Source organism: Agromyces mariniharenae, from assembly GCF_008122505.1.
In the GTDB taxonomy this organism is placed as follows: domain Bacteria; phylum Actinomycetota; class Actinomycetes; order Actinomycetales; family Microbacteriaceae; genus Agromyces; species Agromyces mariniharenae.
The window spans coordinates 2722947-2738723 of sequence record NZ_VSSB01000001.1 but is presented as its reverse complement, the minus strand read 5'-3'; the positions used below and the strand labels follow the sequence as shown (position 1 = coordinate 2738723).

At 73.7% G+C, this 15777-nt stretch carries 15 protein-coding genes and 1 pseudogene; 6 read left to right on the top strand and 10 right to left on the bottom strand.

Translation table 11 applies throughout. The annotated features are described in order from the left end of the window. Positions 1-377 precede the first annotated feature (377 nt). Positions 378-593, top strand: a complete 216-nt coding sequence (locus FYC51_RS12660) for a hypothetical protein (protein WP_148733927.1) — start codon at positions 378-380, stop codon at positions 591-593. Between the two features lie 319 nt (positions 594-912). Here the strand turns inward: FYC51_RS12660 and FYC51_RS12655 are convergent, their stop codons facing one another. The 3 genes from FYC51_RS12655 to FYC51_RS12645 all read right to left on the bottom strand — a co-directional run bounded on the left by FYC51_RS12655 (position 913) and on the right by FYC51_RS12645 (position 3480). Continuing rightward, positions 913-1953: an LLM class F420-dependent oxidoreductase gene (locus FYC51_RS12655; protein ID WP_148733926.1), complete on the bottom strand. Its 1041-nt coding sequence runs from the start codon at positions 1951-1953 to the stop codon at positions 913-915. Positions 1954-2056: 103 nt separating this feature from the next. Next, complete coding sequence (locus tag FYC51_RS12650; protein ID WP_148733925.1) at positions 2057-2893, bottom strand: anti-sigma factor; 837 nt, start codon at positions 2891-2893, stop codon at positions 2057-2059. Beyond that, positions 2890-3480 carry a sigma-70 family RNA polymerase sigma factor gene (locus tag FYC51_RS12645; RefSeq protein WP_148733924.1) on the bottom strand — a complete coding sequence of 197 codons (591 nt, stop codon included), beginning with the start codon at positions 3478-3480 and terminating at the stop codon, positions 2890-2892. Before FYC51_RS12645 ends, FYC51_RS12650 begins: the two co-directional genes overlap by 4 nt. 228 nt (positions 3481-3708) lie before the next feature. On the opposite strand from FYC51_RS12645, the gene FYC51_RS12640 reads away from it, so the two are divergent. Continuing rightward, a complete protein-coding gene (locus FYC51_RS12640; RefSeq protein ID WP_187432611.1) occupies positions 3709-4884 on the top strand; it encodes a MarP family serine protease in 1176 nt (391 codons plus the stop codon). 15 nt (positions 4885-4899) lie between these two features. On the opposite strand, the gene FYC51_RS12635 is transcribed toward FYC51_RS12640, so the two are convergent. Together FYC51_RS12635 and FYC51_RS12630 are read right to left on the bottom strand one after the other, a co-directional pair. Continuing rightward, complete coding sequence (locus tag FYC51_RS12635; protein WP_148733922.1) at positions 4900-5832, bottom strand: aldose 1-epimerase family protein; 933 nt, start codon at positions 5830-5832, stop codon at positions 4900-4902. Continuing rightward, positions 5829-6674 (bottom strand): DeoR/GlpR family DNA-binding transcription regulator, encoded by an 846-nt coding sequence (locus tag FYC51_RS12630; RefSeq protein WP_148733921.1) that lies wholly within the window; start codon positions 6672-6674, stop codon positions 5829-5831. Before FYC51_RS12630 ends, FYC51_RS12635 begins: the two co-directional genes overlap by 4 nt. A gap of 82 nt (positions 6675-6756) precedes the next feature. Here FYC51_RS12630 and galT point away from each other — a divergent pair, with 82 nt between their 5' ends. Together galT and galK are read left to right on the top strand one after the other, a co-directional pair. Next, entirely contained in the window at positions 6757-7890 is a 1134-nt protein-coding gene (galT, locus tag FYC51_RS12625; RefSeq protein WP_238476322.1) for a galactose-1-phosphate uridylyltransferase, read from the top strand. Continuing rightward, positions 7887-9044: a galactokinase gene (gene galK / locus FYC51_RS12620; RefSeq protein ID WP_148733919.1), complete on the top strand. Its 1158-nt coding sequence runs from the start codon at positions 7887-7889 to the stop codon at positions 9042-9044. Before galT ends, galK begins: the two co-directional genes overlap by 4 nt. Here the strand turns inward: galK and FYC51_RS12615 are convergent. Beyond that, a complete protein-coding gene (locus tag FYC51_RS12615) occupies positions 9004-9678 on the bottom strand; it encodes a GNAT family N-acetyltransferase (protein WP_148733918.1) in 675 nt (224 codons plus the stop codon). The two genes, galK and FYC51_RS12615, sit on opposite strands and share 41 nt — an antisense overlap. After that, complete coding sequence (locus FYC51_RS12610) at positions 9675-10181, bottom strand: YbaK/EbsC family protein (protein ID WP_148733917.1); 507 nt, start codon at positions 10179-10181, stop codon at positions 9675-9677. The genes FYC51_RS12615 and FYC51_RS12610 overlap by 4 nt, the downstream gene beginning before the upstream one ends. 102 nt (positions 10182-10283) lie before the next feature. Here FYC51_RS12610 and FYC51_RS12605 point away from each other — a divergent pair, with 102 nt between their 5' ends. Together FYC51_RS12605 and FYC51_RS12600 are read left to right on the top strand one after the other, a co-directional pair. Beyond that, the gene (locus FYC51_RS12605; protein ID WP_238476321.1) at positions 10284-11597 is read left to right on the top strand and encodes an APC family permease; all 1314 of its coding nucleotides are present in this window, start codon (positions 10284-10286) and stop codon (positions 11595-11597) included. A 9-nt stretch (positions 11598-11606) separates the two neighbouring features. After that, on the top strand, positions 11607-12143 hold the full coding sequence (locus FYC51_RS12600; RefSeq protein ID WP_148733916.1) for a gamma carbonic anhydrase family protein: 537 nt from the start codon (positions 11607-11609) through the stop codon (positions 12141-12143). A 246-nt stretch (positions 12144-12389) separates the two neighbouring features. On the opposite strand, the pseudogene FYC51_RS19815 reads toward FYC51_RS12600, so the two are convergent. The 3 genes and pseudogenes from FYC51_RS19815 to FYC51_RS12590 form a co-directional block, all read right to left on the bottom strand. Further along, positions 12390-13523: pseudogene (locus FYC51_RS19815) on the bottom strand (DUF6716 putative glycosyltransferase); the annotation flags it as partial. Further along, positions 13520-14395, bottom strand: a complete 876-nt coding sequence (locus FYC51_RS12595; RefSeq protein ID WP_148733915.1) for an N-acetylneuraminate synthase family protein — start codon at positions 14393-14395, stop codon at positions 13520-13522. The gene FYC51_RS12595 and the pseudogene FYC51_RS19815, both read right to left, overlap by 4 nt. A 3-nt stretch (positions 14396-14398) precedes the next feature. Next, positions 14399-15634, bottom strand: a complete 1236-nt coding sequence (locus FYC51_RS12590) for an acylneuraminate cytidylyltransferase (RefSeq protein WP_148733914.1) — start codon at positions 15632-15634, stop codon at positions 14399-14401. Between the last annotated feature and the right edge of the window lie 143 nt (positions 15635-15777).

The window sequence follows — 15777 nt, the reverse complement described above, 5'->3', positions numbered from 1 at the left end:
CTTTCCGACCAGGTGCGGCAGTCGTCCCGTCAGCCTCATCCCAGCTCCTTCGTCTCCGGTTCCAGGAACGTATCCGACCCCGCCGACACGGACGAACCGCCCGTCGTCGCGAGGCTCGAGGGAATGGTCGCGAGCCGCGCTCGATGCATCTCGTGGGCGCCCTGTCAAGCCCTATCGTCCCCCGTTCGCGGGGCGTAGGAATGGAGTCACGGGTCCGAGCGACCCGAAGAGGCGGGCCGGACCGGCCGGCGCTGCGCTATCGACCACGCGCATCCCAGGACGTGTCGACCGGTGCCGGTCCGCCATCACCATTCATTCGATGGGGAGTGTGCCAGATGCTCTCGCGACCGCGTACGGAGACTCGTTCCCATGTCGAGTTGACGCCGCTCAGCGACAAGACCTGGCGCGTGTGCGACGACCGATTCGACTCCGGCGACCGACGCCGCATCGTGGGGTACCTCCAGGACCTCGACGGCGAGTACGAGATGCTGTGGATGCGACCGCATCCGGGCGTCGTCTACCGGCATCCCACGATGGAGTCCGCGGTCGCGGCAATCTCGGTACGACTCCACCGCACGTCGTTCGTCGACTGACACGAACGCCTCGCTCGATCGCCGACCCCTGTCGGCCCGCTGCCGCATGATCACGCGGATCCCGGCGTTCGGCGGGGGCACCGCCAGACGGGGGTTCGAAGGTCGAGTCGGGTCGGACCCAGGCTCAGAGCTCGAACGTCCCCGCCACGGCGGCTCCTCCCCAGGTTCCCCTTCCCCCACGGCATCGTGCGGGTGAGACACACGCTAATCCCGACCGGGTCGCTGCGCCAGCATCGTGCCCTGTTTTGGGGGACTTCCCGGTGTCGGAGGACGCTCGCAGCACCCTGCGAGTCGCAGGTGGCGGATGCCGCGGCGACACTCAGCCGACGAGCCGCCGGAACCCGGCCATCAGCGCCACGCGCTCGGCCGAGTCGCGTGCGAGCGGCGTCACCGCGAGCGTCGTGACACCCGCCTCGCGGAACGCCGCCACGCGCTCGGCGACGTACGAGGCCGGCCCGATGAGCGAGATCGCCCGCACGAGCTCGTCGGGCACCGCCGCGATCGCCTCATCGCGCCGACCCTCGAGGTAGAGGTCCTGCACGCGCGCCGCCTCGGCCTCGAAGCCGTAGCTCGCGATGAGGTCGTTGTAGAAGTTCCTGCCACGGGCGCCCATGCCGCCGACGTAGAGCGCGAGCTGCGGCTTGACGAGCGGCAGCACGGCCTCTGGCCGGTCGGTGATGGCGAGCGCGGGGCTCGCGAAGACGTCGAGCGGCGCGAGGTCGGGCTGCCGCTTCGTCGTACCGATCGCCAGCGCATCGCCCCAGACCGCGCCGGCGCGCTCGGGGTGGAAGAACATCGGCAGCCACCCGTCGGCGATCTCGGCGGTCTGCTCGACCGACTTCGGGCCGAGGGCTGCGACCGTGATCGGGATGCGTTCGCGCACCGGGTGGTTGATGAGCTTCAGCGGCTTGCCGAGCCCGGTCCCCTGCCCCTCGGGCAGCGGGATGCGGTAGTGACGCCCCGTGTGCACGACCGGCTCGCGTCGCCAGACCTGGCGGCACACGGCGATGAGCTCGCGGATGCGGCCGACGGGCGCGTCGTACGGCACGCCGTGGAAGCCCTCGACGACCTGCGGTCCGGATGCCCCGACACCGAGCTCGAAGCGGCCGTCGGACACGTAGTCGAGGCCCGCCGCCGTCATCGCCGTGAGCGTGGGCGTGCGCGTGTAGAGCTGCAGGATGCCGGACATGAGCGTCATGCGGCTCGTGCGGGCCGCGAGGAACCCGAGCTGGCTGACGGCGTCGAACGAGTACGCCTCGGGCACCGCCACGAGGTCGACGCCGGATGCCTCGAGCTCGGCGACCTCGTCGGCGACCTCCCGGAAGCCGCCCGCGTAGTTCAGGAACATGCCCACGCGCATCCGTCACTCCCTCGTCGTGTGCTGCGCCCGGCTCCGATGTCGTCGGGCACCTCAGACCATAACGGACGGTCGTGCGCCGACCCCGTCGATTGTGGACTCCCGACTACGTCTCGATGGCGACGATGGGTTCGGTCGTGGGTTGCGGCGAACCGCCGGCGGGCTCCACCGTGATCCCGACGACGACCCCGGGCGTGAAGGAGCCCTCGAGCACCCGCCACGTCTCGTCGCCCGACACGTCGAACGTGCCCGCCGGGGCGGCGCCCGAGTCGTCGATGTACCAGAGCTCGTAGGTCTGGTCGGCGCCGAGCTCGGGAAGGCCCTCGGTGACGACGACCGAACGCCCCTGCTCCGCCGACGACACGAGGGTGACCTCGCCGCCGCCCTCGACCTCGAGCGTCTGCGACTGCGCGTCGGGGGCCGCGGCGATCGCGGCGCGCTCCCGCTGCGCGCCCCAGCCGTTCGGCCCCGGCCAGCCGACGCCGATCACCCCGCCGACGACGAGGAGCACCGCGGCGGCAGCGGCGGCGATGACGGCGCCCGGACGCTGGAACCAGCGTCGCCGGGCGGCGGATTCCGCGGGCCCGGCCGAGACCGCCCGCGCTGCATCCGCGTCCGCCGCGACGGAGGTCGCGGCATCCGTCGACCCGACCTGGGGCGACGTGGCGACGTCGGCCATGAGCCGGTCGCGGAGGGACGGCGGCGGGGGCACGGGCTCGACCTCCTCGGCGAGGTGCGCCGCCGAGGCGCGGAACGCGTCGACCTCGGCGCGCAGGTCGGGCGAGCCCTCGAGCGCGCGCTCGAAGTCCGCGCGCTCGTCGGCGTCGAGGGCGTCGAGCGCGTAGGCCGCGGCCAGTCCGTGGAACGCCTCGATCGAGGCCGGGCGACCCGCGGATGCCGCGTCGCGCCGCTCGCGGTCGAGGTCGTCGTCGCGGTCGGTCATGTCGTCACCCCCAGCGCGTTCCTCAGGCGGATCATCCCGTCGCGGAGCCGGGTCTTCACGGTACCGAGCGGGACGTCGAGCCGTTCGGCGATCTCGGCCTGCGTGAGGCCGCCGTAGTACGCCAGCGCGACGCACTCGCGCTGGACCTCGGTGAGCTCGCCGAGCGCACCCCGCACGCGCTCGTGCTCGATGCTCGTCTCGGCGGCCTCCGCCACCGTGTCGACGGGCACGTCGAGGTCGCGGGCGCCGACGCGGAGGTCGCGATCGTGCGCAGCCTGCGCCGAGCGGATGCGATCGACCGCACGCCGGTGCGCGATGGTGAACAGCCACCCGACCGCGCTGCCCTTCGCCGCGTCGAAGCGCGAGGCGTTCTGCCAGATCTCGAGGTACACGTCCTGCGTCACCTCCTCGGCCTGGGCGGGGTCGACGACGAGCCGGCGCACGAGGCCGAACACGCGCGGCGAGGTCTCGTCGTAGAGCTCGCCGAACGCGTCGCGGTCGCCGCGGCCGACCCGGCCGAGCAGCGCGTCGACGGTCGGACGCGACGCCGGCGAGGGGTCGCCGTCGTCTGCCACGCCTCCCAGCATGGCAGACCGCACCGGGCCGCCCGTAGTGGTCGACGGCGCGGGCGGTGGAGCGAGCACATGGGTCATCATCACTTCCCGTCACGGGTGATTCGCGGCCGAGGGCGGATCCGATTGGTCCGCCGCTCCGCCGCTGTCAAGCCCCGGCGCCGCGGACACGCACTCGCAGCAGTCTCGAAGGCGGATGCCGCAGGCTGGAGGCCCGCGACCCGACGAGCGGACGGAGCCGACATGGTGTGGAGCATCGTGCTCGACGTGCTGCTCGTGCTCGTCTTCATCGGCGCGGTCGTGAACGGCTACCGCTCGGGCCTGCTGCACACCGCCGCGGGACTCGTCGGGCTCATCCTCGGCGGCATCGCCGCGTACTTCGTCATGCCGTGGGTCGCGAACCTCATCCCGGTGCCGCAGTGGCGTGCGCCGATCGCCGTGCTCGTCGCACTCGTGCTGCTGTCGCTCGGCGCCTGGCTCGGCGCGGTCGTCGGGCGCGCGCTCCGCCACGGCGCGGAGGCCGCGAAGCTCGCCGTGATCGATCGCGTGCTCGGCGCGATCGGCAACCTCCTCGTCACCGCGTTCGTCGTCGCGCTCCTGGGGTCGGGCGTCTCGGCGATGGGCGTGCCCGTGCTCTCACCCGCGGTCGCGGGTTCGCGCGTGATCTCGACGCTCGACCTGGTCACGCCGGCGCCGGCCCGCACGCTGCTCGCCGAGCTCCGCACCGCGGCGCTCGGCCAGGGCATCCCGTGGCTCGTCGAAGTGCTCGGAGGCCCCACAGAAGCGCCCGAGCTGCCCGTGGGCGAGCTCGACCAGGGCGCCCTCGCCGCGGCATCCGACTCGGTCGTGCGTATCACGGGCACCGCGTACCAGTGCGGCAGCAGCCTCTCGGGCAGCGGGTTCGTCGTCGCCGAGGACCGCATCGTGACGAACGCGCACGTCGTCGCCGGCGTCACCGAGCCGATCGTCGAGGCGCCGGGTCAGCCGGCCGTCCAGGGGCGGGTCGTGGCCTACGACGACGAGAACGACCTCGCGCTCATCGCGGTGTCGGGCCTGGCGACGCCGCCGCTCGCGATCGCCGATCCGGCCGACGGCGACGAGGTCGCCGTCGCGGGCTACCCGTTCGGCGGACCGCTCGAGGTGCGGCCGGCGCGCGTGATGTCCATCGGCCCGATCACGATCGAGGAATCGGGTCGCACGTCGGTGCGCGACATCGTGACCCTCGCGGCCGACGTCGACCACGGCAACTCAGGCGGCCCCGTGCTCACGGGCGACGGATCGGTCGGCGGCGTCGTGTTCGCGAAGTCCGACTCGGTCGAGAACGTCGGCTTCGCCGTGCCCGTGTCGACGCTGCGGCCGCTGGCCGAGCAGGCGGGGGCGCTCGAGGAGCCCGTCGACTCGGGCTCGTGCCTCAACTGAGCGACGCCCGGGGCGTCAGTCGGCGCTGAAGCCCTCGAAGCGGATGCCCCAGGTGAGCTGCCATTCCTCGCCCGGACCCAGCCAGCGCAGGCCGCGTCCGGAGTTGAACGCCTCGGCGGGCGCCGTCATCGGCTCGACGGCGATCGCGACGTCGCCGTCTTCGCCGGGGAACTCGCGCGTCGTGAACACCTGCACGTAGTCGAACTCGTCGTCGGCCCAGATCGACACGCTGCGCCCGTCGGGCGCGGTGAGCGTGTGCAGCACCTGGCCGTCTTCGCTCGCGAGTTCGCCGAAGGCGTCGTCGAGGTCGACGTCGCCGACGCGGCGTCCCTCGCGGAAATCCCACTCGGTGCCGTCGACGGGCACCTCGCCCGTGGGCAGCAGCCGGTCGTCGACCTCGATGTGGCTGGCAGCATCGAGCCGCAGCGTGAGGTCGGCCGTCGGCACGCCGCCGATCTTCAGGTACGGGTGCGAGCCGATCGCCACGGGCGCCGCCTCGACGCCGAGGTTCTCCACGAAGTGCGTGACCTGCAGGCCGTCGGACACGAGCTCGTAGTGCACCGCCGTGCCGAGCAGGAACGGGTAGCCGAGCTGGGGGTAGATCACCGCGCGGAGCGTCACGGAGTCGCGCTCCTGGGCGCTCGCCGTGTACTCGGTGTAGCGCAGCAGGCCGTGGATCGCGTTGTTGCGCGCGGGCTCGGTGATCGCGAGCTGGCGCGTGACGCCGTCGTGGGTCCAGCGGCCGTCGCGGATGCGGTTGGGCCACGGCGCGAGCACGATGCCGGCGCCCATGGGCGGCGCCTGGTCCTCGCCATAGGCGGGCACGAGGTCGATGCCGTTGATGCTGAGGGTGCGGATGCCCGCGGCCACCGCGGTGATCGTCGCCTTCAGGTCGCCGCTCGCGGTCGACGTCTCGAGCTCGAACTGCTCGCCCGTGGGAAGAGTCATGCGTCCACTCTAGGGTCTTGCGCCAACTGCACTGCGAGCCCCGAGGCCTCGAGCTCGGCGACGAGCGGCGTGGGCGCGGCGGCATCCGTCACGAGCACGTCGAACGCGTCGATCGGGGCGATGCGGCCGAGGTGGACCTCGCCGAGCTTCGACCCGTCGGCGACCACGACCGAGCGCGCCGCGGCGCGCAGCATGAGCGCCTTCACCGCCGCTTCAGGCAGGTTGGCGTTGGTCACGCCGTGCGCGGGATCGACGCCGTTGCAGCCGATGAAGGCGAGGTCGACGTGCACCTCGTCGAGCATCGAGCCGGCGAGCGGATGCACCAGCGAGTGCTGCTTGGGCCGCAGCGTGCCGCCGGTGACGACGACGGTGAAGCGCGGGATCTCGTCCTCGAGCTCGAGGGCGATCGAGATCCCGTTCGTGAACACGACGAGGTCCTCGAGGTCGGTGCGGGCGCGCAGGGCGCGTGCGATCTGCAGCGTCGTCGTGCCCACGTCGAGGATGATGCTCTGGCCGCTGCGCACCATGGCGGCCGCGTGCTCGCCGATGCGCCGCTTGGGCTCGACGGATGCCGCGAGCGCCTCCTCGAACGTCGGCTCGCGGTCGGGGCGCTCGGCCTCGACGGCCGACGACAGCGGGACCGCGCCACCGTGCACCCGGCGGATGGCGCCCTGGCGCTCGAGCGCGTCGAGGTCGGCGCGGGCGGTGACGGTCGTGACGCCGAACGCGCTGCTGAGCTCCGCGACGCGCACGAAGCCCCGCTCCGCGACGAGGGCGAGGGCGAGCTCGCGGCGCCGGGGCGCGTCGATGGGCGCGTTCGTCACGGCCGCGGCATCCGTCATACCGGCATCATGCGCGCCCACGGCCGACTTTGCAATACGAAACCCGGTTGTTTGCGAAACGAAAGTCGCGTATCGTGGCCGCGTGCAGACCGACCCCCGCATCGCCGTGCGCCCGACGTCGCTCGCCGACGGCCGCGAGCTCATCTACTTCGACGACGCCGACACGCAGCTCCCGTCCGAGCGCGCGGTCGACGAGCGCACCCTCGACCCGAGGCCCGCGACCGCCCGGATGCGGCAGGACCCGCTCACGGGCGAGTGGATCTCGATCGCCGCCGCGCGCCAGAACCGCGTGTTCCTGCCGCCGGCCGACGCCGATCCGCTCGCCCCGCAGACGCCGACGAATCCGTCGGAGATCCCGAGCAGCTACGACGTCGCGGTCTTCGAGAACCGCTCGCCGTCGTTCGGGCCCGAGCTGGCCGCGGCCGACGCGTCGAGCGCCGCGGCGCTGGCCGCCTTCCGCGAGGTCGGGCTCGAGCGCACGCTCCCCTCGGTCGGACGCTGCGAGGTCGTGTGCTTCAGCCCCGAGCACGAGGGATCGTTCGGCACGCTGACCCGGTCGCGGGCGCGCACCGTGATCGAGGCGTGGGCGCAGCGCACCGCCGCGCTGTCGGCGCTCCCGGGCGTCGAGGAGGTGTTCCCGTTCGAGAACCGCGGCCGCGAGATCGGCGTGACCCTGCCGCACCCGCACGGGCAGATCTACGCGTACCCGTACGTCACGCCCCGCACCGAGCGGCTCCTCGCGTCGATCGACGCGTACGGCCCGACGCTCATGGCCGACATCCTCGAGCGCGAGCGCAACGGCCCGCGGATGCTGCTGAGCGGCGACCACTGGACGGCGTTCGTGCCGTTCGCGGCCCGCTGGCCCATCGAGGTGCACCTGCTCCCCCACCGGCACGTGCCCGACTTCGCCGAGACCACGCTCGAGGAGCGCGACGAGCTCGCCGGGCTCTACCTGCGGCTCCTGCGCGGCGTCGACAAGCTCTACGACACCCCGACGCCCTACATCGCAGCGTGGCACCAGGCGCCCGTGCACGAGCACCGCGACGACGTGCGGCTCATGCTGCAGCTCACGAGCCCGCGGCGCGCCGCCGACCGCCTGAAGTACCTCGCCGGCTCGGAGGCGGCGATGGGAGCATGGATCGGGGATGTCCCCCCGGAGACGCAGGCGGACGCACTGCGGCGAGCGATCGACGAAGTCGGAGAGGTCGAGGCATGAACGAGGTCGCCGACGCGATGCACGGGTTCGCCGAGTGGTACGGACGGCGCCCCATCGGCGCGTGGTCCGCGCCCGGCCGGGTGAACCTCATCGGCGAGCACACCGACTACAACGACGGCTTCGTGTTCCCGTTCGCGATCGACCAGCGCACCGCCGTGGCGCTCGGCGACCGCGACGACCGCGTCATCCGCGTGGCCTCGAGCTTCGCGGCGGAGCCGGTGCAGGTGCACCTCGACGAGCTCACGCCCGACGCCCTCGAGGGCTGGGCGGCCTATCCGCTCGGCGTCGCCTGGGCGCTCGGCGAGCACGGCGCCGACCTCGAGCACGTGCGGGGCGTCGACCTCTACATCACGAGCTCGGTGCCGATCGGCGCGGGGCTCTCCTCGTCGGCGGCCATCGAGTCCGCGGTCGCGCTGGCGCTCGACGAGCACTGGGGGCTCAACCTCGACCGGCCCACGCTCGCGAAGGTCGGCCAGCTCGCCGAGAACCGCGTCGTCGGTGCGCCCACGGGCATCATGGACCAGTCGGCGTCGCTCCTCGGCGAGGCCGACGCGGGCGTCTTCCTCGACTGCCGCAGCCTCGACGCGGACGTGATCCCGCTCGGCTTCGCGGCGCACGGACTCTCGCTGCTCGTCGTCGACACCCGCGTGGAGCACGCGCACGCCTCCGGTGGCTACGCGGCCCGGCGCGCCTCATGCGAGGCGGGCGCGCGGGCGCTCGGCGTCGAGTCGCTGCGCGACCTCCGGCTCGACGACCTGCCTCGGGCACAGGCGCTCCTCGACGACGAGACGTTCCGCCGCGTGCGGCACGTCGTGACCGAGGACCAGCGCGTGCTCGACACCGTGCGCACGCTGCGCGAGCGGGGCCCCGGCGCGATCGGGCCGTTCCTCGACGCGTCGCACGTGTCGATGCGCGACGACTTCGAGATCTCGGTGCCCGAGCTCGACCTCGCCGTCGAGACCGCGCAGGCGAACGGCGCCGTCGGCGCGCGCATGACGGGCGGCGGCTTCGGCGGATCGGCCATCGCGCTCATCGCCGACGAGCTCGTGCCCGACCTCACGCGGGCGATCCGCTCGGCGTTCGCGGAGCGCGGCTACCGCGACCCGTCGCTGTTCACGGTGCACCCGAGCCAGGGCGCACGCCGCGACGCGTGACCCACTCGTCGGCGAGGATCCCGTAGGTGAATCCGTCGACCCAGCCGAGCTCGGCGTGCCACGAGTCCTCGACGCCGTGCTGTTCGCGCCGCATGCCGAGCTTCTCCATGACCCGCCAGGAGGCGACGTTGTCGGCGAAGCACCCGGCGGTGACCCGGTGCAGGCCGAGCTCGCCGAACGCGAGGTCGAGCAGCGCGCGCGAGATCGCCGTCGCGTACCCGCGGCCGGCATGGTCGGGGTCGATGAGGTAGCCGAGCAGGCCCTCCCTGCGGCGCCACGGGGCCGTCGGAGTCGGGACACCGGCGTCGGCCGGGCCGTCTGCGCCGGCTCGGCCGGGATCGACGGCGTCCGTCGGGTCGGCGCCGAACTGGCCCATGGCGTCGTGCACCTCGAGCGATCCGGTGCCGACGACCGCATCGTCGACCACCGCCACGATCGCGTGGTCGTGGGGATCGTCGGCGCTCGCGAGCCATGCCCGACGGTAGGACTCGGGGTCGACGGTCGTGCGCAGCAGCCAGCGGGTCACCTCGGGGCGGTTCCGCCACGCGAGCACGGCGTCGAGGTCGGCGGCGGTCGGCGGGCGCAGCTCGAGCGGCCCGGCCCGACGGGGCCAGGCGACCTGCGGCGACGTCACGCCGTCGCCGCTCGCGGCTCGACCGCGCGCGGCGTGCCGCCCGTGATGCGCACGAGCTCGTCGAACGTCGTCGGGAACACGGTCTTCGCGTGTCCGGCGGCCGCCCAGACCTCGTCGTACTGCGCGAGGTCGGTGTCGACGAACGTGCGCACGGGCGACGGATGCCCCACCGGCGCGACGCCGCCGATGACCTGGCCGGTGGCCGACTTCACGACCTCCTTCGACGCCCGGCCGATGACCCCGCCGAGCTCTCCGCCGAGCCACTCGGTATCGACGCGGTGCGCGCCCGAGGTGAGCACGAGGATGGGTTCGTCGTCGAGGGTGAACACGAGCGAGTTGGCGATCTGGCCGACCTGCACGCCGAGCGCGTCGGCCGCGAGCTGGGCGGTCGTGACGGCGTCGTCGAACCACACGACCTCGGGCGTGACGCCCTGTTCGCGGAGCGCATCGGTGACGCGGTCGACGGCGGCGTGCGATGGCGTGCTGGTCTGCTCGGCGGGCATGCGTCGATCCTACGGTGGGCACGGCGCACGCCATCCACCGGGGTGTGCACACGGTTCACCGGGGTGTGCACACGGTTCACGGGGGTGGAGTAGGGTGCCCGGGTGACCGCCCAGCAGCCCTCCCTCGCCCGGCGACTCGGGCTCCGCGACGCGATCGCGATCGGCCTCGCGTCGATGATCGGCGCGGGCGTGTTCGCCGTGTGGAATCCGGCGGCCGAGGCGGCCGGCGCGTGGCTCCTCGCGGGGCTCGCGGTCGCCGCCGTCGTCGCGTATGCGAACGCGAGTTCCACGGGCCAGCTCGCGGCGCGCTACCCCGAGTCGGGCGGCGCCTACCGGTACGGGCGCGAGCGACTCGGCGCGTGGCCCGGCTTCCTCGCCGGCTGGGGATTCGTCGTCGGCAAGACCGCGAGCTGCGCGGCGATGGCGATGACCGCGGCCGACTACCTGGTGCCGACCGAGTGGGAGCGCCCCGTCGCCGTGCTCGCGGTCGTCGTGCTGGCGGGCGTCAACCTCCTCGGCATCACGCGCACGGCGCGGGCGGCGACCCTCATCGTGATCGCGGTGCTGGCGGTGCTGGCGCTCGTGCTCGCGGCCGGCGCGACCCATCTCCTCCAGGCGGGCATCGGGCCGCAGCAGGCCGAGGGCGCGCCCGAGGTCGGCTGGTACGGCGTGCTGCAGTCCGCCGGTCTCCTCTTCTTCGCGTTCGCGGGGTACGCCCGCATCGCCACGCTCGGCGAGGAGGTGCGCGAGCCGGCGCGCACGATCCCCCGCGCGATCGCGATCGCGCTCGGCATCGTGGTCGTGATCTACGCGGCGGTCGCGTTCGTGCTGCTGCTCGTCCTCGGCCCCGGATACCTCGCCGCCTCGGTCGACGCCCCGCTCGCCGACCTCGTGGTCGTGAGCGGGTGGGCCTGGGCGGCACCCGTCGTGCAGGTCGGGGCGGCGGTCGCCGCGCTCGGCGCGCTGCTGGCGCTCATCGCCGGTATCGGCCGCACCGCGCTCGCGATGGCGCGCGACCGCGAACTCCCCGCGGCGCTGGCCACGGTGCATCCGCGCGCGCACGTGCCCTGGGTCGCCGAGGTCGCGGTGGCCGCCGCCGTCGTCGTGCTCGTGCTGGTCGCCGACCTGCGCGGCGCCATCGGATTCTCGAGCTTCGGCGTGCTCGTCTACTACCTCATCGCGAACCTCTCCGCCGTGACCCAGCCGCGCGAGGAACGGCGGGTGCCGAGGTGGCTCAGCATCCTCGGCGCGATCGGATGCGTCGTGCTCGTCGCCACGCTTCCGATCGAGGCGGTCGTGGGCGGCCTCGTCGTCTTCGCCGTCGGGGCGCTCGTGCGCCTCATCGTCCTCGCGGTGCGACGCCGCAGGAACGCCGGGAGCGCCCGACCGGCCGGAGAGCCCGACGGGGCCGAATAGGCTGGCGCCATGAGCGCAGACCCGTCCGCCCGCATCCTCACCATCGCCGGGATCCCGGCCCCGGTCGTCGACGACGACGCGTTCGTGGCCGCCGGCGCCGTGATCGTCGGGAACGTGCGCCTCGAGCCGGGCTCGAGCGTCTGGTACAACGCCGTGCTGCGCGCCGAGGCGGAGCCGATCGTGCTCGGCGCGGACGCCAACCTGCAGGACACCGTCGTCTGCCACGTCGACGCGGGCTTCCCGCTCACGATCGGACGCGGCGTCTCCGTGGGCCACGGCGCGGTGCTGCACGGCTGCACGGTCGAGGACGAGTGCCTCATCGGCATGGGTGCGACGGTGCTGAACGGCGCCGTCATCGGCTCGGGTTCGCTCGTCGCCGCGGGCGCCGTGGTGCTCGAGGGGACCGTGGTGCCGCCCGGGTCACTCGTCGCGGGCGTGCCCGGCAAGGTCCGGCGTGAGCTCTCCGACGCGGAACGGGACGGGATCCGCCGCAATGCCGCCGCTTACCTGCGGCACGTCGAGGAACACACCGCGCCCGTCGACTGAGCCGGGACGGCCGGTCGCGGCATCCGTCGAGCCCTGCAGTCGCCGCTGCAGCCGACGCACACGCCGCACCGCCGTGCGGGCCGCCACCCCGAGCGCCCACGCCACGGTGCCGAGCGGCTCGCGGTCGTAGGGGCCGAGCATGCGGCGTCGCTCGTACGCCCTGCGCAGCGCGCCGCCGCTCACGTCGTGCCGTCGCTCGACCGGCGGCAGCGGCACGATCTCACGGGCGGCGACGAGCGCGTCGAGCCGCCCGGTCCAGTCGTCGCCGTCGGCGCCGTGGAAGTAGTTGTCGGCGGTCCACGCGGGTGCGGCGCGCCGGAAGCGGCCTGCGACGAGGTCGTGCGTGGAGCCGAACAGGCCCGACCCCTCGAACACCGTGTTGATCATCACCGGCGAGACGCCGAAGTCGTCGAGGAGGAGCACGGGGAGGTCCATCGCCACGGCCTCGAGCGCCGCCGTCGAGCTCACGGTCACGAGCGCGCCGGCCCGCGCGAGCTTCGCGGCCATGGGCCCGTGCTCGACCACGAGGTTCGGCGGCGCGGGCGGCACGAGCTCGCCGACGAGGTCGGCGTAGTCGTGCTCCTCGCGGTGGGTCTGGGCCTCGCCGCGTCGCGCGCGCACCTTCACGACCACGCGCCGCTCGGGGTTCCGGCGGGCGTGCTCGGCGAGCGCCTCCAGCACGAGCAGGCGATCCTCGAGCTGGGCGGGCACCTTCGCCTGGGCGGCGAAGACGACGTCGCCATCGGATGCCGCGGGCACGATCCCGCCCGCCGCGTCCGAGACGCTCGACATGCCCGACGCGCGCGCGGCACGACGCACCCCGGTCGCGAGGAACGGCAGCGTCGCGAGCCCGAGCGCGGGGTCCACACCCAGCTCGAGCGCGTTCGCGTCGAACTCGCGCACCTCCCGGCGGCTGTGCAGCACGATGAGGTCGGTCTGCTCGCGATAGATCACCGCCTTCGGCACCGCGGGGATCGTGAGCCCGGGGAATCCGCTGAGGAGCGCCGGCCGGTCGGCCCGGCGCTGCAGGAGCGGCGCGACGACGCGCACGAACGGTCCCCGCAGCGAGAGCAGCACCGCGTGCGGCCGCTCCTCGTCGACGAGCGTCTCGAGGTCGTCGACGTGGACGACGCGCACGTCGCCGCTCGTGAAGCGCGTGCCGGCGAGCGCGTCGGCGAGCTGGCGTCCGCTCGGCATCACGGGCGAGGCGAGGATCACGAGCGTGGCCGTCCACGCCTCGGGCAGGGTCGAGGCGAGCGCCGCGCCCCACTTCACGTAGGAGTCGGAGTCGGCGAGGACGAGGAGGCGGCGCGCCGCGGCATCCGCCCACTCGGGATCGGCCGCGACCGCGGCATCCGCCCGCTCGAAGCCGGCCGTCACGCGGGGACCCGGCGCAGCTTCGCCCGCGGGGCCTCCTCGCCGGGGAAGACGCGCTTCACGCCGTCGCCCATGGCCTCGCCGATGATGCGGATGTCGCGCACGAGGTGCTCGAGGCCCTGCGGCTCGAGCGAGGCGGCCTGGTCGCTCCCCCACATCGCGCGGTCGAGGGTGATGTGCCGCTCCACCGCGACCGCGCCGAGCGCGACCGCCGCGAGCGAGATCTGCAGGCCGCGCTCGTGACCGGAGTAGCCGACGGGCACGCCCGGGAACCGGCGCTGGAGCGCCGGGATCATGCGCAGGTTGGCCTCGTTCGCGGGCATCGGGTAGCTCGACGTGGCGTGCATGAGCACGAGGCGGTCGGTGCCGAGCACCTCGACGGCCCGATCGATCTCGTCGAGGGTCGACATGCCGGTCGAGAGGATCACGGGCTTGCCGGTCGCGGCGACGGCCTCGAGCAGCTCGAGGTCGGTGACCGACGCCGACGCGATCTTGTGCGCCACGACGTCGAGGCGCTCGAGGAACTCGACCGACGGGACGTCCCACGGCGAGGCGAACCAGTCGACGCCCGCGCGCAGCGCGTACGACGCGATCTCGAGGTACTCGGCCTCGCCGAACTCCACGCGACGGCGGTAGTCGAGGTAGGTCATGGTGCCCCACGGCGTCTCGCGCGGCACGTCGCGCATGTGCTCGGGCGTCGCGATCTCGGGCGTGCGCTTCTGGAACTTCACCGCCTGCGCGCCCGACTCGACGGCCACGTCGATGAGCCGCTTGGCGATCTCCACGTCGCCGTTGTGGTTCAGGCCGATCTCGCCGATGACGTAGACGGGCATGCCGGGTCCGACGACCGAACGGCCGATGCGCACTGCTGACATTGGTCAGGCTCCTTCGAGGGCGGTGGTGAGGACGGGGGATGCCGCGGCGCGCGCGGCGAGGACGGCGTCGGCGAGCTCGCGCACCGCGCCCTGCCCGCCGGCGCGCTCGAGGACGACACGGGCGAGCCGCGTGACCTCCGGGATCGCGTCGGCGACCGCGACGGGCCAGCCGACGAGCTCGAGCGCGGGCAGGTCGCCGCGGTCGTTGCCGAGGTAGGCGATGCGGTCGAGGCGGATGCCCCGGGCCTCAGCCCACTCGGTGAGCGCCGTCGCCTTGTCGCCGACGCCCTGTCGCACCTCGACCCCGAGCTTGGCGGCGCGGGCGCTCACGACGGGGTGGGTCTCGGCCGAGAGGATGAGCATCGGGATGCCGGCCTCGCGCAGGCGCGCGACGCCGTGCCCGTCGCTGCGGCTGACCCGTACGAACTCGACGCCCGCCTCGCCCACGATGGCCGTGTCGTCGGTGTGCACGCCGTCGAAGTCGGTGACGACGGCGTCGACGTCGATGGCGTGCGTCCGGCCGTCGATGAGGTTGGCGAGCGCCTGCGCGACGACGAGGTCGGCGGCCGTGTCGATCTCGACGCCGTGGAGGTCGGGCACGAGGTGCACGGCGATGCGGCCGAAGAAGCGATGCCGCGCCTCACGGAAGCCGCTCGTGCGCATGGCGTAGAACGCGCCGGTCTCGCGGAACTCCGCCGGGCGGTCCTGGCGCCGAAGGCGCACGCCGGCGTCGTGGTTCACGCCGAACGCGCCGCGCGAGTTGCGACCGTGCTCGTCGCGCCAGATGAACGCGTGGCTCGGCACGGCCGCGAAGACGCTGTCGGCCTCGCCCGTCGCGACGGCGGTGACCGCGGCGTCGAGGTCCTCGGGCTCGACGAACGGCGACGTCGCCTGGATGAAGAGCGTGACGGATGCCTCATCCCGGCCGCTCCCCGCCAGCGCATCGAGCGCGTGCAGCAGGGCCGACTCCGAGGATGCGGTGTCGCCGGCGAGCTCGGCGGGGCGCTGCACGACGGAGGCGCCGGCCTCGCGGGCGACGCGCGCGATCTCACCGTCGTCGGTCGTGACGACGACGCGGCCCACGGTGCGTGCGGCCCGGGCTGCGGCGACCGCCCGCGCGACGAGCGGGATCCCGCCGACGCGCATCACGTTCTTGCCGGGCAGGCCCTTCGAGCCGCCCCGCGCCGGGATGATCGCCACGGCGTGCGCGCGGTCGGCGCTCGACTGGTCGCGGTCCATGCGGCGAAGCTATGCCGCGACGGTGGCGCGATCGTGCACGCGGGGTGAACGGCCGATTGCCGGAGGGCGGACGGACGGGAAGGCCGGCGCAGGGTCGGCGCAGGACCGGCCCGGACGAGCGGATGCCGCGGGCACGTGGCCCG

Coding starts and splice junctions, on each gene's coding strand:
- FYC51_RS12655 (WP_148733926.1), bottom strand. CDS start 1,953: ATGCGCGTGGGCATGTTCCTGAACTACGCGGGCGGCTTCCGGGAGGTC.
- FYC51_RS12650 (WP_148733925.1), bottom strand. CDS start 2,893: ATGACCGACCGCGACGACGACCTCGACCGCGAGCGGCGCGACGCGGCA.
- FYC51_RS12645 (WP_148733924.1), bottom strand. CDS start 3,480: ATGCTGGGAGGCGTGGCAGACGACGGCGACCCCTCGCCGGCGTCGCGT.
- FYC51_RS12640 (WP_187432611.1), top strand. CDS start 3,709: ATGGTGTGGAGCATCGTGCTCGACGTGCTGCTCGTGCTCGTCTTCATC.
- FYC51_RS12635 (WP_148733922.1), bottom strand. CDS start 5,832: ATGACTCTTCCCACGGGCGAGCAGTTCGAGCTCGAGACGTCGACCGCG.
- FYC51_RS12630 (WP_148733921.1), bottom strand. CDS start 6,674: ATGACGGATGCCGCGGCCGTGACGAACGCGCCCATCGACGCGCCCCGG.
- galK (WP_148733919.1), top strand. CDS start 7,887: ATGAACGAGGTCGCCGACGCGATGCACGGGTTCGCCGAGTGGTACGGA.
- FYC51_RS12610 (WP_148733917.1), bottom strand. CDS start 10,181: ATGCCCGCCGAGCAGACCAGCACGCCATCGCACGCCGCCGTCGACCGC.
- FYC51_RS12600 (WP_148733916.1), top strand. CDS start 11,607: ATGAGCGCAGACCCGTCCGCCCGCATCCTCACCATCGCCGGGATCCCG.
- FYC51_RS12595 (WP_148733915.1), bottom strand. CDS start 14,395: ATGTCAGCAGTGCGCATCGGCCGTTCGGTCGTCGGACCCGGCATGCCC.
- FYC51_RS12590 (WP_148733914.1), bottom strand. CDS start 15,634: ATGGACCGCGACCAGTCGAGCGCCGACCGCGCGCACGCCGTGGCGATC.